This window comes from Succinispira mobilis DSM 6222 (assembly GCF_000384135.1).
Taxonomy (GTDB): domain Bacteria; phylum Bacillota; class Negativicutes; order Acidaminococcales; family Succinispiraceae; genus Succinispira; species Succinispira mobilis.
The window spans coordinates 952,423-967,192 of sequence record NZ_KB913028.1 but is presented as its reverse complement, the minus strand read 5'-3'; the positions used below and the strand labels follow the sequence as shown (position 1 = coordinate 967,192).

Below are 14,770 nucleotides of genomic sequence, written 5' to 3'. Positions count from 1 at the left end.
TAAAAATCACTCAGTATATCTTAACATATCTACATATTCTTTACAAGTAAGCAACTAAAATATCCCCAAGACAAGTTGCGCCAAATTGCGGGAGTGATCACTTATTCTTTTTAAATTTACCAACATTTCTATCAACATAAATCCTGCTACTGGATTACATTGTTTTTCATTTACACGATGAATATGATTTTTGCGAATTTTACGATGCAACTCTCTCACTTCATCTGATACTTCCAAAGATTTTCTCGCCATTTCTTCATCATCTAATTCCATAGCTGAAATAGCAAAATCATAACACTTTTCTACCAATACAGTTAACTCCCGCATCTCTTGTAAAGCTGCTTCTGAGAACACTGATTTATTTTCTTCAATCAATAAACTTGCTTGTTTTGCTAAACTTTCTGCGTGATCTCCAATTCTCTCAATATCATTACAAGCATGTAACATCGCTGTATGGCGACCTGAAAGTTCTTGGCTCATAACTACTTCGGACATTTTGGTTAAATATAAAGTAACTTCTTCTTCTAAAGAATCAATTACTGGTTCATGTTCATAAACATACTGTGCTTTTTTTTCATCACGTTCAAATAAAGCTTGCATTGCCATACTCAAATTATCCTTAGCTAAATTAGCCATACGCACTATCTCTTTAGATGCTAATGATACTGCTATTGGTGGAGTATCTAGCATATTTTCATCTAAAAAAAGAGGTTTGCGCGAAACAATTTTTTCCTCCCCCGGTAATAAGTGACAAATTCCCTCAACAAACTTTGCTGAAAAAGGAATAAAAATTAACGCATTAAGTACATTAAATGCCGTGTGTGCATTAGCAATTTGTCGAGCATAATCACCTGTTGGTGAAACTGTCAAAACAAATTTTATAAAGTAGTCCATAAATAAAATAAATACAAAAGCACCTACTACATTAAACATTACATGCGCCAAAGCTGTACGTCTTGCTGTAATATTTGTACCAATTGCTGCTAATATCGCCGTAATACAGGTTCCAATATTATCTCCTAATAAAACAGGTATTGCGCCTTCTAAAGGTACCAATCCCTGGGAAGCCATAGCCATCAAGATCCCAATAGTAGCACTGCTAGATTGAATAACCACCGTCATAACAATTCCGACTAAAACCCCTAGTAAAGGTTGATGGTTAAAGTTTTTAATAAACTCCACAAAACCAGGATAGTCTTTCAATGGCAGAACTGCATCTCCCATCATTTCCATCCCCAACATCAAAATACCAAAACCAAGAATAACCTGCCCAATATATTTATGCTTTTTGTTTTTAGCTATAAAATTAAGGGCAAAGCCTAATGCTAAAATTAGTTTCACATAATGGGTTAGTTTAAACGCGATTAACTGAGCCGTCATCGTCGTACCAATATTGGCTCCCATAATAATACTGAAAGCTTGTTTTAAAGTTAGCAAGCCAGCATTTACAAGCCCAACTGTCATTACGGTAGTTGCACTACTAGATTGGATAACAGCTGTAACTATCGTCCCTACCAACACACCAACAACTGTCACTCCGGTTAAAACACTCAAAAAACGCTGCATTTTATCGCCTGCAGCTTTTTGTAATCCTTCCCCCATTAACTTCATTCCGTAAATAAATAATGCTAAGCCACCTAAAAAAGCAAAAATATGAGTTTGCATATAACCTCCATCAAATTTGAATTCATTGTCACCCTAAATATTTTAACATAATTATAAAACTTTCGCAGTAATTTTCCCGAAAAAAAAACTGGAGCTATTCCAAAATTTTTTTATTGGAATAGCCTCCAGCAAGCATTTACACTATTCTTGTTTTATTGTTGTTCTGCCAACTTTTTGTAATTATTACGTCTTTCTTTAGCGTCTGCTTCTGTTTTTTCAAACAATTTATCAGCAATTTCTGGGAATTGTTTGGTTAATGAAGAGTACCGCACTTCGCTCATCAAATATTTTCTAAAATCTCCCGTAGGTTCTTTAGAATCTAGGGTAAACGGATTTTTACCCTCTTGTTTAAGCATTGGATTATATCTGTACATATCCCAATAACCTGACTCTACAGCTAATCTTGTTTGCTCTTGACTTGCGCCCATACCATTCTTCAAGCCATGGTTAATACATGGAGAATACGCAATAATTAATGAAGGCCCTGGATAAGCTTCAGCTTCAGCTATAGCTTTTAAAGTTTGATTTTTATCTGCGCCCATGGCTATTTGTGCAACATAAACATAACCATAAGTCATGGCCATCATGCCTAAATCTTTCTTCTTAGTTTTCTTTCCACTTGCAGCAAATTTAGCAATAGCTGCAGTAGGAGTTGATTTAGAAGACTGTCCTCCGGTATTAGAGTAAACTTCAGTATCAAATACTAAAACATTTACGTCTTCTCCTGAAGCAAGAACATGATCTAGACCGCCAAATCCAATATCATAAGCCCAACCATCACCACCAAATATCCAATGAGAGCGTTTTACTAAATAATCACGGTCATGATAAATTTCTTCTAATAAAGCATTACCTGCTTTTTCCGCTTCTAAAGCGGCAATTAATTTAGCAACTCTAGCACGAGTGCCTTCGCCATTATCAATATTATCAACATTATCTTGTAAAGACGCTTTTAATTCTGAACTAATATTCATCGTCAAAGCTTTTTGCATCTTAGCTAATAGGGCTTCTCGTACTTGTTTTACACCCAAATACATTCCAAGACCATACTCTGCATTATCTTCAAATAAAGAATTTGCCCATGATGGACCTTGTCCTAATGCGTTAGTGGTATAAGGTGTCGCCGGCGCACTTGCTCCCCATATTGAAGAACACCCCGTAGCATTAGCAATCATCATTCTGTCGCCAAAAAGTTGCGTAATTAATCTAGCATAAGGAGTCTCGCCACATCCTGCACAAGCACCCGAGAATTCTAGTAGAGGTTGTTCAAATTGCGAACCTTTTACAGTATTTTTATTCATTGGGTTTGCTTTTACTGGAATGCTCATTGCATGATACCAAAGAGCTTCTTGAGCACCTTGTGTAGATAATGGTTTCATAATTAAAGCTTTTTCTTTTGCTGGACAAACTTGAGCGCAATTTCCACAACCAGTACAATCAAGTGGAGAGATCGCTAATCTAAAGTTTAATCCTTTGGCACCAACTGCTGGTTTGCTCACAAATCCTTCTGGTGCAGCTGTAACTTCTTCTTCAGACAACAACACTGGACGAATTACCGCATGTGGACAAACATATGCACATTGATTACATTGAATACATTTATCAATTTGCCATTCAGGAATATTGATAGCAATACCACGTTTTTCATATGCTGCAGTACCACAAGGGAAAGTGCCATCTTCTCGACCAACAAAGGTACTAACTGGCAAAGAGTCTCCCTCTTGTTTGTTTATTGGTTCTACAACTTTTTCGATAAATTCAGGGCGTGCCGCAAACTCATGTGCTGGATCTACAGCATCTTTCCAATTTTCAGGAACATCTACAGCTACAATTGCTTGTACGCCCTTATCAATTGCAGCAAAGTTCATATCTAAAACATTTTGTCCTTTTAGACCATAAGAATCAATAACTGCATCCTTTAAGTATTTTACCGCATCTTCTACAGGTATAATATTCGCTAATTTGAAGAATGCCGCTTGCATAATCATATTAATTCTGCCACCAAGACCTATTTCTTGAGCTATTTTAACTGCGTCTAAAGTGTAGAATTTTATTTTCTTTTCATAAATATAGCGTTTCATTTTAGCTGGTAAATTTTCTTCTAGTTCTTCTGCATTCCAAATGCAATTTAATAGGAAAGTACCTTGTTTTTTCAATCCCGATAACACATTGTATTTGTATACATAAGCCTGATTATGACAGGCTACAAAATCAGCTTTATCAACTAAATACGGTGCTTTAATTGGAGTTTTCCCGAAGCGCAAATGCGATACAGTAATCCCGCCAGACTTCTTAGAATCATAAGAGAAATAACCTTGCGCATACATATCTGTATGGTCACCAATAATCTTAATTGCGCTTTTATTAGCACCAACAGTACCATCAGAACCCAATCCCCAAAACTTACAAGCAGTAGTTCCTGCCGGAGTAGTATCAATATCTTCTTTTACTTCTAAAGAAGTTAAAGTTACATCATCTACAATTCCTACAGTAAAATTGTTTTTAATTTCTTTAGCATTCAAGTTTTCAAAAACTGCTAAAATCTCTGAAGGACGGACCTCTTTAGAACCAAGACCATATCTGCCACCAACAATTATTGGTTGATTAGTACTTGCATAATATGCTGCACGCACATCAAGATACAATGGTTCTCCAAAGCTACCTGGCTCTTTTGTTCTATCTAAAACTGCAATTTTTCTAACAGTTTTAGGCATTTCTTTCAAGAAATGTTCGATAGAGAATGGTCTATACAAGCGCACATTCAACAGTCCTACTTTTTGTCCTTGCGCATTTAAATAATCTACTGTTGATTGAATTGTTTCACAAACAGACCCCATAGCTATGATTACTCTTTCAGCATCAGCCGCGCCATAATAATTGAATAAACGATAATCACGTCCAGTTAATTTATTAATCTCTTGCATATAGCCTTCAACAATTTCTGGTAATTGCAAGTAAAATTTATTTACCGATTCCCGACTTTGGAAATAAATATCTGGATTTTGCGCAGTTCCTCTAGTTACAGGATGATCTGGATTTAAAGCTCGTCTTCTAAATTCAGATACTTTCTCACAATCCAGTAATTTACCCAAATCTTCATAATCTAAAACTTCTATTTTTTGTACTTCATGTGACGTTCTAAACCCATCAAAAAAGTTTAAAAATGGAACACGGCCACGAATTGCCGCTAAATGTGCTACTGCACTTAAATCCATAACTTCTTGGACACTGCTTTCAGATAAAATGGCAAACCCTGTTTGACGCGCCGCCATAACATCTTGATGATCACCAAAAATACTTAAAGAACTAGCTGCCAGTGCTCTAGCCGAAACGTGAAACACTCCCGGAAGCAATTCTCCAGCAATTTTATACATATTAGGAATCATTAATAACAAACCTTGTGAAGCCGTATAAGTCGTCGTTAAAGCTCCAGCTTGTAAAGAACCATGTACTGCACCAGCTGCACCAGCTTCAGACTGCATTTCCATTACCTTCACGGTTTGTCCGAAAATATTTTTTCGCCCTTCTGCAACCCACTCGTCTACACTTTCCGCCATTGGTGAAGATGGTGTTATCGGGTAAATTGCCGCAACATCTGTAAAAGCATAAGATATATGCGCCGCAGCTGTATTACCATCCATAGTTTTCCATTTTTTTGCCATTGTAATCCCTCCAATTGTTATAAAAAAATTATCCTACTTTGAACACTTAAGAGACCAATCTTCTCAACAATCCAAACTAATTATCTGCACTAATTAGTGTAAATAATTATACTTCATTACTAGATATTTGTCATTAAATTTGTTCTAATTAAGCAAAGTTCTTTGGATTTGCAGATTTTGTATTATGTATTTTGTGTATACAATACTAATGCCATTATACTATAAATATTTTTTGAAAGCAATTCTTGCAATTTAATAACATATATATATTTTTCCTTATATACCACTAATGCCACTAGTAGCATTTAATTTGCTACTAGTGGCATTAGTATCTTTATTTTCCTATAAAAACAGGTTCTCTTTTTTCTTTGAAAGCACTTACACCCTCTCCAAAATCGGCTGTTTTTAAACAAATAGTCTGTTGCTCTTTTTCTATTTCAAGAATTTCTTCTAAAGTTTTACCATCTTCATTAAGATACTGTTTTATCAAACCTATAGCTAAAGGAGCTCCGTTAGACAATTTCTTAGCTAATTCTAGCGTCTCTCGATACAAAAACTCTGCTTTACAGACTTTATTAATAAATCCCAGTTTGTATCCCTGCTCACAATCTATAAGCTCCGCAGTAAACATCAATTGTTTAGCTTTATAAGGTCCGATTTGCTTTTGCAAGAAATATAACCCCCCACAATCTGGAATTAGTCCTACTTTTGCAAAACTTTGGGAAAAACGCGCCGTATCAGCAGCATAAATCAAGTCACACGCTAACGCCAAATTAAAACCAGCTCCAGCAGCTACACCATTAACCATGGCAACAACTGGCTTAGACAAACGATAAATTTTTTCAGCTAATAAGCCCACATCAGCAATAAATGAACTTATTTGTTTTTCTTCTTGCAAACTTTCTAAATAACTTAAATCGCCTCCAGCACAGAAACCCTTTCCCGCACCAGTTAAAATAACACTACGTATTTTTTTGTTGTTCGCACATTCATCTAATACCTTGTTAAACTCTTGAACTAAACTACCATTCAATGAGTTTAGGCTTGCCATTCTATTTAAGGTAATTAAGGCTATTTTTTCATCTATTATTTCAAATAAGATCTCTCCAGCCATAAAAGGCACCTTCTTTTTAAATTATTATAAACTATAGTTAGGTGATTCTTTTGTAATAATTACATCATGAGGATGACTTTCTTTTAATCCCGCACCAGTCATTTTTATAAATTTAGTTTTTACAATCATATCTTCTATGCTACCTACACCGCAGTAGCCCATGCCAGCCCTTAAGCCACCAACTAACTGATACAATGTTTCTGAAACATACCCTTTATAAGGCACACGACCTTCAATTCCCTCTGGTACTAATTTATCAACGTTGCTAGTTGTATCTTGGAAGTAACGATCCTTACTACCTTTTTCCATCGCACCCAAAGAACCCATACCACGATAAACTTTATAAGAACGACCTTGGTATATTATAGTTTCTCCTGGGCTTTCTTCTGTTCCAGCTAACAAGCCGCCCACCATAACAACTTGAGCTCCAGCAGCTATTGCCTTAGCAATATCTCCGGAATATTTTATACCACCATCCGCTATTATAGGTACATTATACTCTCGTGCTACTTTAGCACAATCATATATAGCCGTGATTTGCGGTACCCCAATTCCTGCTATTACTCTAGTTGTACAGATAGATCCTGGTCCAATGCCTACTTTTATAGCATCTGCTCCACTTTTAATTAAAGCCTCAGTAGCCTCTCCAGTGGCAACATTGCCCGCAATAACATCTAATTCTGGATAAGCCCCTTTTATTCTTTTTACAGAATCTAAAACGCCTTGAGAATGTCCATGTGCTGTATCTACAACAATTGCGTCAACATGAGCGGCCACCAATGCAGAAACTCGCTCCATCATATCTGCGCCTACACCCACAGCTGCCGCTACCAATAATCTACCTTTTACATCTTTTGCAGCATTAGGGTATTTTTTATTTTTTTCAATATCTTTTATGGTTATCAAACCTTTAAGTAATCCATTTTCATCAACCAATGGTAGTTTTTCAATACGATGTTTTCTCAATAATTCTTTAGCTTCTTCCAACGATGTACCTATTGGAGCAGTTATTAATTCCTCTTTAGTCATACATTGACCAATTGTTCTCGATAAATCAGTTTCAAAACGCAAGTCGCGATTAGTCAATATCCCTACAAGAACACCATCTTCGGTAACTGGAACTCCTGAAATATGATATCTTTCCATCAATGTAACAGCATCTTGCAAAATATTACTAGGCGATAAAAAAATCGGATCTACAATTATTCCATGTTCAGAGCGTTTAACTTTGTCTATCTCGTGAGCTTGTTCCGCAATACTCATATTTTTATGGATTACGCCCAAGCCACCTTCTCTAGCTATAGCTATTGCCATCTTAGCTTCAGTAACCGTGTCCATGCCAGAACTAATAATCGGAATGTTTAAATTGATTTTATTGGTTAATCTGGTTTTAACACTTACATCTCTAGGCAATACATTTGACTCTGCTGGAATTAATAATACATCATCAAATGTTAATCCTTCTTTTAAAAACTTGTCATCTCGCACTGGATAAGCCCCCTTTAATAGTACCTTGAAATTATTTTATCTATGATACCATAACTTTAAAGGTAAATCCAGTACTTTTTTAAAAAATAATAACAAATGTAACAAAAATTTATATTTTTTTCCTGACTATTTAATTAGCTAGCCCTAGTATTTCCCAATATTATAATATATAATTAACTTATATATATTGATTAGATGTAATTTAATCGAAAGGATGATTTGAATGAGTAATTACGACAACCAATCAAAAAGCCAAATTTTACTGGAAACCGGCACCAATGAATTTGAAATAGTTGAATTTTCCATTGGCAACACTACATATGGCATTAATGTCGCTAAAGTACGCGAAGTAATTAATTTAGTAGATATAACTCAAATTCCTAGCGCGCATCCTTTTGTAGACGGAGTATTCACTTTACGTGGTAAAGTTATTCCTCTAATTAATCTCGCAACTTGTTTAGGAATGACCAATACTGATCCAAAACGAATAATTATTAGTGAACTAAACAATTACCGTGCAGGGTTTCTAGTCGATGATGTATTTAGAATTCATAGAATTTCTTGGACTAAAATGGAGCCAGCTCCTGAAATAGCAAATTCCCACTTAGTTGTTGGGATAATTAAATTAGATGATAAAATGGTTATTCTACTTGATTTTGAAAGAATCATTGCTGAAACAAATCCTGAAATTAATAGAAATTTCCATGAAGTTAAAACTCCAACGGTAAGCGAAGAATCACATCGTGCTAATAAAACGATTCTCTTGGCTGAGGATTCACCGCTTTTAAAAGAACTTATTATTGAAACTTTGCATTCAGCCGGCTATAAAAATATAATTTATGAAAATAACGGTTTGGCAGCTTGGAACAAGCTATTAGAATTAAAAGCCGAGAGTGAAGATATCGCCACTCAAATTCAGTTGATTATAACTGATATCGAAATGCCACAAATGGATGGTCATCATCTCATAAAACGAATTAGAGAACACGCGGGCTTAAAAAAATTGCCAATCATTATTTTCTCATCTTTAATAAATGAGGAAAATCGTCGCAAAGGTGAAGGAATTGGTGCTACTGACCAAGTATCCAAACCTGAAATTGATCGTCTTATTGCTACAATTGATAAAAACATCCTTTAAATATGCAAGCTTAATAAAAAACCAGCACTTACCTATAAAAATAGGCAGTGCTGGTTTTTAGTCCTTGTTTAGTGATTTTATTTAGTGCTATTTATTATTTTCATTACTACTATTTCTGGCTTACTACCTAATCTTAACGGCGCTGACCAATTTCCATAACCACAAGAAACAATGCTCGTAAGTTTATTTATTTCTTTTAGTCCCCAATCATTTAAATAAATACTTTGTGTTATATAATTATTAGGAAAATATTGACCGCGGTGTGTATGGCCGCTAAGCAATAAATCAACACCTACTATTTCGCTAATGCGTTTAATTCTTTTCGGCTGATGATCCATTACAATATTGTAATCTGAAACATTTAATTTATCTAAGACAATTATAGAATTTTTATTTTTAAATTTTTCTCGACTTTCATCATCCAAACCAAATAACACTATCCCAGTTTCATTCAATCGAATTTTTTCATCAATCAAAATTTGAATATTATTTGCTTGTAAAAGCTGTAAAACAGCTTTCGAATTACCACTTATATATTCGTGATTTCCCATTACCCCATAAATACCTAGCTGTGCTTTAATATTTTTAAACGGTAATAGTTGTTCTTTTCTTTGCACACTCTCTAAATCTGAATCAATAATATCACCGACTAAAAGAACTAAATCTGGCTGGAGCGAATTTATCTTCGCCACTAATTGCCTACTGAATTCTTGCTCTGTAACCTTGCCCAAATGAATATCACTTACCATTACAATTTTTATTTCTTTTAATTGCCCAAGTTTATCACTAAACAATACATATTCCGTAACAACTTGCCGCTGAGCATTATATATTCCGTAAATATTAATTGCCAGCAAACAACAAATAAGTACCATTGCTTTTTTTGTTTTTGAAACCGTTAGCACGCACTCACATTTATAAAACCGTAAGATAATTTTGTAAAATAAAATCAGTAAGACAGTATAGTATGTATTCGCTATAACTAATCCACCAACTAACGCAACCTTATCTACAATCTGACCTGATATAAATTGTGGTAAATTTCTTGACCATAAATAGGAAAAAGCAACAAAAAAATAACAAACGTAAAATATAATTTTCTTCATCTTATTTTTGATTAAGAACAATTTTAATAATTGTCCGCTTAAAAATATATGCACTAGTAAATATAGTAACAAAAAAATTAATATACCCATAATCCCTCCAAAAAGTTGTTGACAAAACTATTATTACATGATACTTTATTATTACATTTTAATACAGTTACGCAATGATGGGAAGAAGTATTTGTGATTTTTTTCAAAGTGAGCCATGTAAGTGAGAAATGGTAAAAAGCAACAAAGAAAGCCACCCCTGAGCAATGTGCGAAGAACACATCGGTTGCTGCCGTTATCAGCATTTGAGGTTAAATTTTTTATTTAACGAAGTATGGTGGTACCACGCATTTTCGCGTCCTACATTTTGTAGGACGCTTTTTTATTTTCAGCTCAAAATTTATATCAATATCGGAAAGGCGGTATCTTTATGTCTACAACACCAAATTGGTCTATGTTATTTTCTCCAGCAGTAAAATCTTTACCTACTTCAGGCTTGAAAAAATTTTTAGAAATTATTAATGTTAATAAAAATGTAATCTCTTTGGGTGTGGGGGAGCCGGATTTTGCAACACCGGAAAACATTAGAGATAAGTGTATTGAAACTTTTGTCAAAGGACAAACAAACTATACCTCTAGCTATGGTGATATTAATCTTAGACGTGCTATTGCTAGCGATCTTGAAGACTCTTTCGGCATAAGCTATAATCCCGAAAAAGAAATCTTAGTTACAGTTGGGGTAAGCGAAGGATTAGATTTAGCAATGCGTACTTTAGTTTCTGCTGGCGATGAAGTTCTGCTCCCAGAACCTTGTTACGTTGCAAACAAAGCTTGTGTTCTCTTAGCCGGAGCAACCCCCGTAGCAGTTCCAACTTACGCTGATAATAATTTCGTTGTAAAAATCGAAGATTTAGAGCGCGCAGTCACGTCCAAAACCAAAGTTCTATTGATCGGTTATCCCACTAATCCCACTGGCTCTACGATGAACATGCAAGAATTAACCGCAATCGCAAATTTTGCTCAAAAACACAACTTAATAGTTATTTCCGATGAACTGTATGCGCATCTAACTTACAACGGACAGCATGTTTCTTTCGCCAGCTTGCCAGGTATGAAAGAACGTACCATCTTACTCAATGGTTTTTCCAAAGCCTACGCAATGACTGGTTTACGCATCGGCTTTGTAGTTGCGCCTTATGAGGTTATTGAAGCTATGGTAGGGATACATCAATATACCATTTTATGTGCTCCCATAACAGCTCAGATTGCCGCAATAGAAGCAATCAAAAACGCAAAAAAAGAGCGTCAGCAAATGATCGAAGTTTACAATGAACGTCGTTTACTTATGTACCACGGCTTTCAAAAAATCGGTCTCAGTTGTTTAGAGCCTCAAGGCGCATTCTATATCTTCCCCTCCATAAAGAAAACCAATCTAAGTAGCATGGATTTTTCTGAACAATTGTTGTTGCAAAAAGAAGTTGCTGTTATTCCTGGAAATTCTTTTGGTGCTTGTGGTGAAGGATATATTCGCTGTGCTTATTGCAACACTACGGAAAATCTCAAACTAGCTCTTACAAGAATTGATGAATTTGTCAGTAAATAAATCTGATATTTTAAAAATTCAACATATCTCTTTTGCTTTATCTAAATACCCCAAATAATTTTACTATAAATATTATTTGTAAAATTATTTAAATCAACATAAAACGCTCTTTCTCTTTGCCAATATTTTTGCTAGAGAAAGAGCGTTCCCTATTTATTTACCAGTTCTGATTTCCGTCCAATAACGATCATAAGTAGTTACCTTATCACCAATATCTGCTAACCATTCACTAGAAGCTACTGCTTTTAAAGCTTCTTTAATAATTGGGTTATTTCTATAAGCTTCTGAATGCATTTTGAAAGCTACTTCACTTGGGTTAATATAACCAATTTCCTCATAGTTCTTTACACTGACCTTGGTGTCATACATATAGTTGATAAATTTTTCGGCTAAATCACGGTTCTTTGCGCCTTTAGGTATTGCAAAAGTATCTGCCCAAATAGTCGTCCCTTCTTTCGGAACAATAAAAGCTATATCTTTATTATCTTTATTTACAAATACAGCATCACCTGACCACATTGTTCCAATCCAACCTTCCTCAGCAATAAACTTTTGTTTAATTGTATCCGTATCAAAAGCCAAAACATTAGGAGTTGCTCTTTTTAAATCATTTACTGCCATTTCTATTTCAGCGTCGTTTTTAGAACTATTAGAGTAGCCATTTTTCTTTAAACCCATACCTATTACTTCGCGCGAATCATTCAGCATTATAACTTTACCTTTATATTCTGTATTCCACAAAGTACTCCAGCTCTCTGGCGTCTGTTTTACATATTTTTTATTATATGCAATTCCTGTAACACCCCAAGCATAAACCACAGAATATTTCCCCTGTGGATCATAAGGTGGAGTTTTAAAATATGTTGTCATATTTTTAAGATTCGGCAAATTATCTTTCCGCAATTCTTCCAACAAATTCAGCTTAATCATTGTTTGAACCATATAGTCAGATGGTTGAATTAAATCATATTGCGAACCACCAGCTTGAATTTTAGCTAGCATTTCTTCATTGTTTGCAAAAACATCGTAGTTAACCTTGCAATTATATTTTTGCTCAAAATCAGCTATTACCGTTGGATTAAAATTATCTGCCCAACTATATAAATTCAACACCTGTTTTTCTTTTTTTCCGCCACAACCTATTAAAAGCGCTGAAAACATTATGATTAAGCCAACTAACAGCATTTGTCTTTTTGTCATAATTTTACCCGCATCCTCTCTTAATACTAATTACTTAGCATTTATATGTCCTTGATATAAACGTCCTCGCTCTGGGTCCACAGTAATAATTGCACCGTCTTCTAATTGTTCCACAGCTCCGTTTACACCCACTATCGTAGTTATTCCAAAACTAACGCCAACAATAGCTGCCGCCGAAGTTAACCCATCTTCTTCCGCAATTATTGCGCTTGCTTTAACTGCAAATTTTGCATAATCATCCATTAGACTCTTAACAACCAAAATATCCCCTGCTACAAACTTGCTAGCAAAATCTTCTGGCTCATTTATTATGCATACTTTGCCATGTGCAACTTTTCGACCAATCCCTGTACCTTGTAAAATAACATTCCCGACAATATGAACTCTAATCATATTCGTACTACCTACAATTCCAACTGGAACACCTGCCGTTATAACTGTCAAATCGCCTTCCTTAACAAAATCATTTTTCAAAGCCAAACTAATTGTTTGTTCGACCATTTGATCAGTATTAGCATTGCTCTTGCCAACTACTGGGTATACCCCCCAATAAAGTTGCATTTTTCTAGCAACCGCTACTAAAGGAGTAACAGCTACAATTTTTGCTCTTGGGCGATATTTAGAAATCATTCGCGGAGTATACCCCGATTCCGTAGCCGTCAAAATAGCTGTAGCACCTAAATTATGAGCAATTTGTGCCGTTGCTTGGCTTACAGCTTCAGTGGTTGTTTTTTCAACTGTTAAAATCGTTCTTCTCATTATTTGCTCATACTCTAGTGCTGTTTCTGTGCGTTTAGCAATCGTGGCCATAGTCTTAACCGCTTCGACAGGATAATCGCCCGAAGCCGTTTCCCCACTTAACATAATTGCATCAGAACCATCTAAAATCGCATTAGCAACATCGCTAGCCTCAGCTCGCGTTGGCCGAGGGTTTTTTACCATGCTTTCTAACATTTGAGTTGCTGTAATTACTGGTTTTGCCAGTTTATTACATTTAGCAATAATACTTTTTTGAACTAAAGGAACTTCTTCGGCTGGAATTTCTACGCCTAAATCGCCTCTAGCTACCATTATTCCATCAGAGACACTTATAATTTCTTCAATATTCTCTACACCTAATGAATTTTCTATTTTAGAAATAATGCCAATATTAGAGTTGTTTTCCTCTAAAACTTTTCGTATCGCTAAAACATCTGCTGCTTTTTGCACAAAAGATGCTGCTATATAGTCCATCTCATGTTCTATGGCAAATAGAATATCTTGTACATCTTGCTCTGATAAAAATGGCAAGTTCAAGATTGCTCCTGGCACAGCAACCCTCTTTCTCGAACTAATGCTACCAGTATTTTGCACAACAGTATGGATCTCCGTATCTTCAATAGTTAGTACTTTCAAATTGATTAAGCCATCAGCCAACAAAATTTCTGTACCCACGTTAATTTCTTGCGCTAAATTAACGTAATTAACACTAGCTCGGTATTGGTCGCCTAAAACATCCTGTTTAGTGGTCAAAGTGAATTTTTCACCTTCTCTTAGCTCCACACTACTTTCTTTAAACATACCTAAACGCATTTCTGGTCCTTTGGTATCTGCTAATAAAGCAATTTGTTGACCAAGTTTATTTCCAGCCGCCCTAGCTAAGCTAATTCTTTCTGCATGTTCACTATGTTTACCATGCGAAAAGTTAAATCGCGCCACATTCATTCCGTTTGCAATTAGAGCTTCCACAATTTCGATTTTATCTGTAGCTGGACCTAAGGTGCAAATAATTTTTGTTTTTTTCATATTTCATGCCCCTTTTATATT

Annotated in this window: 9 protein-coding genes and 1 other annotated feature; of the genes, 2 read left to right on the top strand and 7 right to left on the bottom strand. The window is 35.3% G+C overall.

Features of this window, described 5'->3' with window-relative positions:
* Positions 1-54: 54 nt before the first annotated feature.
* The 4 genes from SUCMO_RS0104580 to guaB all read right to left on the bottom strand — a co-directional run bounded on the left by SUCMO_RS0104580 (position 55) and on the right by guaB (position 7,929).
* Complete coding sequence (locus tag SUCMO_RS0104580; RefSeq protein ID WP_019879354.1) at positions 55-1,665, bottom strand: Na/Pi cotransporter family protein; 1,611 nt, start codon at positions 1,663-1,665, stop codon at positions 55-57.
* 152 nt (positions 1,666-1,817) lie between these two features.
* Positions 1,818-5,327 carry a pyruvate:ferredoxin (flavodoxin) oxidoreductase gene (gene nifJ / locus SUCMO_RS0104575; protein WP_019879352.1) on the bottom strand — a complete coding sequence of 1,170 codons (3,510 nt, stop codon included), beginning with the start codon at positions 5,325-5,327 and terminating at the stop codon, positions 1,818-1,820.
* A 334-nt stretch (positions 5,328-5,661) separates the two neighbouring features.
* Complete coding sequence (locus SUCMO_RS0104570) at positions 5,662-6,441, bottom strand: enoyl-CoA hydratase/isomerase family protein (protein WP_019879351.1); 780 nt, start codon at positions 6,439-6,441, stop codon at positions 5,662-5,664.
* Between the two features lie 24 nt (positions 6,442-6,465).
* Positions 6,466-7,929 carry an IMP dehydrogenase gene (guaB, locus tag SUCMO_RS0104565; RefSeq protein WP_019879349.1) on the bottom strand — a complete coding sequence of 488 codons (1,464 nt, stop codon included), beginning with the start codon at positions 7,927-7,929 and terminating at the stop codon, positions 6,466-6,468.
* A gap of 223 nt (positions 7,930-8,152) precedes the next feature.
* Between guaB and SUCMO_RS0104560 the strand changes: the two genes are divergently transcribed.
* Entirely contained in the window at positions 8,153-9,067 is a 915-nt protein-coding gene (locus tag SUCMO_RS0104560; RefSeq protein ID WP_019879348.1) for a chemotaxis protein, read from the top strand.
* A 77-nt stretch (positions 9,068-9,144) separates the two neighbouring features.
* On the opposite strand, the gene SUCMO_RS0104555 is transcribed toward SUCMO_RS0104560, so the two are convergent.
* On the bottom strand, positions 9,145-9,942 hold the full coding sequence (locus SUCMO_RS0104555) for a metallophosphoesterase (protein ID WP_169336615.1): 798 nt from the start codon (positions 9,940-9,942) through the stop codon (positions 9,145-9,147).
* A gap of 386 nt (positions 9,943-10,328) precedes the next feature.
* Positions 10,329-10,527 (top strand) — a binding site (T-box leader).
* 64 nt (positions 10,528-10,591) lie between these two features.
* Here SUCMO_RS0104555 and SUCMO_RS0104550 point away from each other — a divergent pair.
* A complete protein-coding gene (locus SUCMO_RS0104550) occupies positions 10,592-11,764 on the top strand; it encodes a pyridoxal phosphate-dependent aminotransferase (RefSeq protein WP_019879346.1) in 1,173 nt (390 codons plus the stop codon).
* A 153-nt stretch (positions 11,765-11,917) separates the two neighbouring features.
* Here the strand turns inward: SUCMO_RS0104550 and SUCMO_RS0104545 are convergent, their stop codons facing one another.
* Positions 11,918-12,964, bottom strand: coding sequence for an ABC transporter substrate-binding protein (locus SUCMO_RS0104545; protein WP_019879345.1), 1,047 nt, complete (start codon positions 12,962-12,964; stop codon positions 11,918-11,920).
* A 30-nt stretch (positions 12,965-12,994) separates the two neighbouring features.
* Positions 12,995-14,749: a pyruvate kinase gene (gene pyk / locus SUCMO_RS0104540; RefSeq protein ID WP_019879344.1), complete on the bottom strand. Its 1,755-nt coding sequence runs from the start codon at positions 14,747-14,749 to the stop codon at positions 12,995-12,997.
* Positions 14,750-14,770 lie beyond the last annotated feature (21 nt).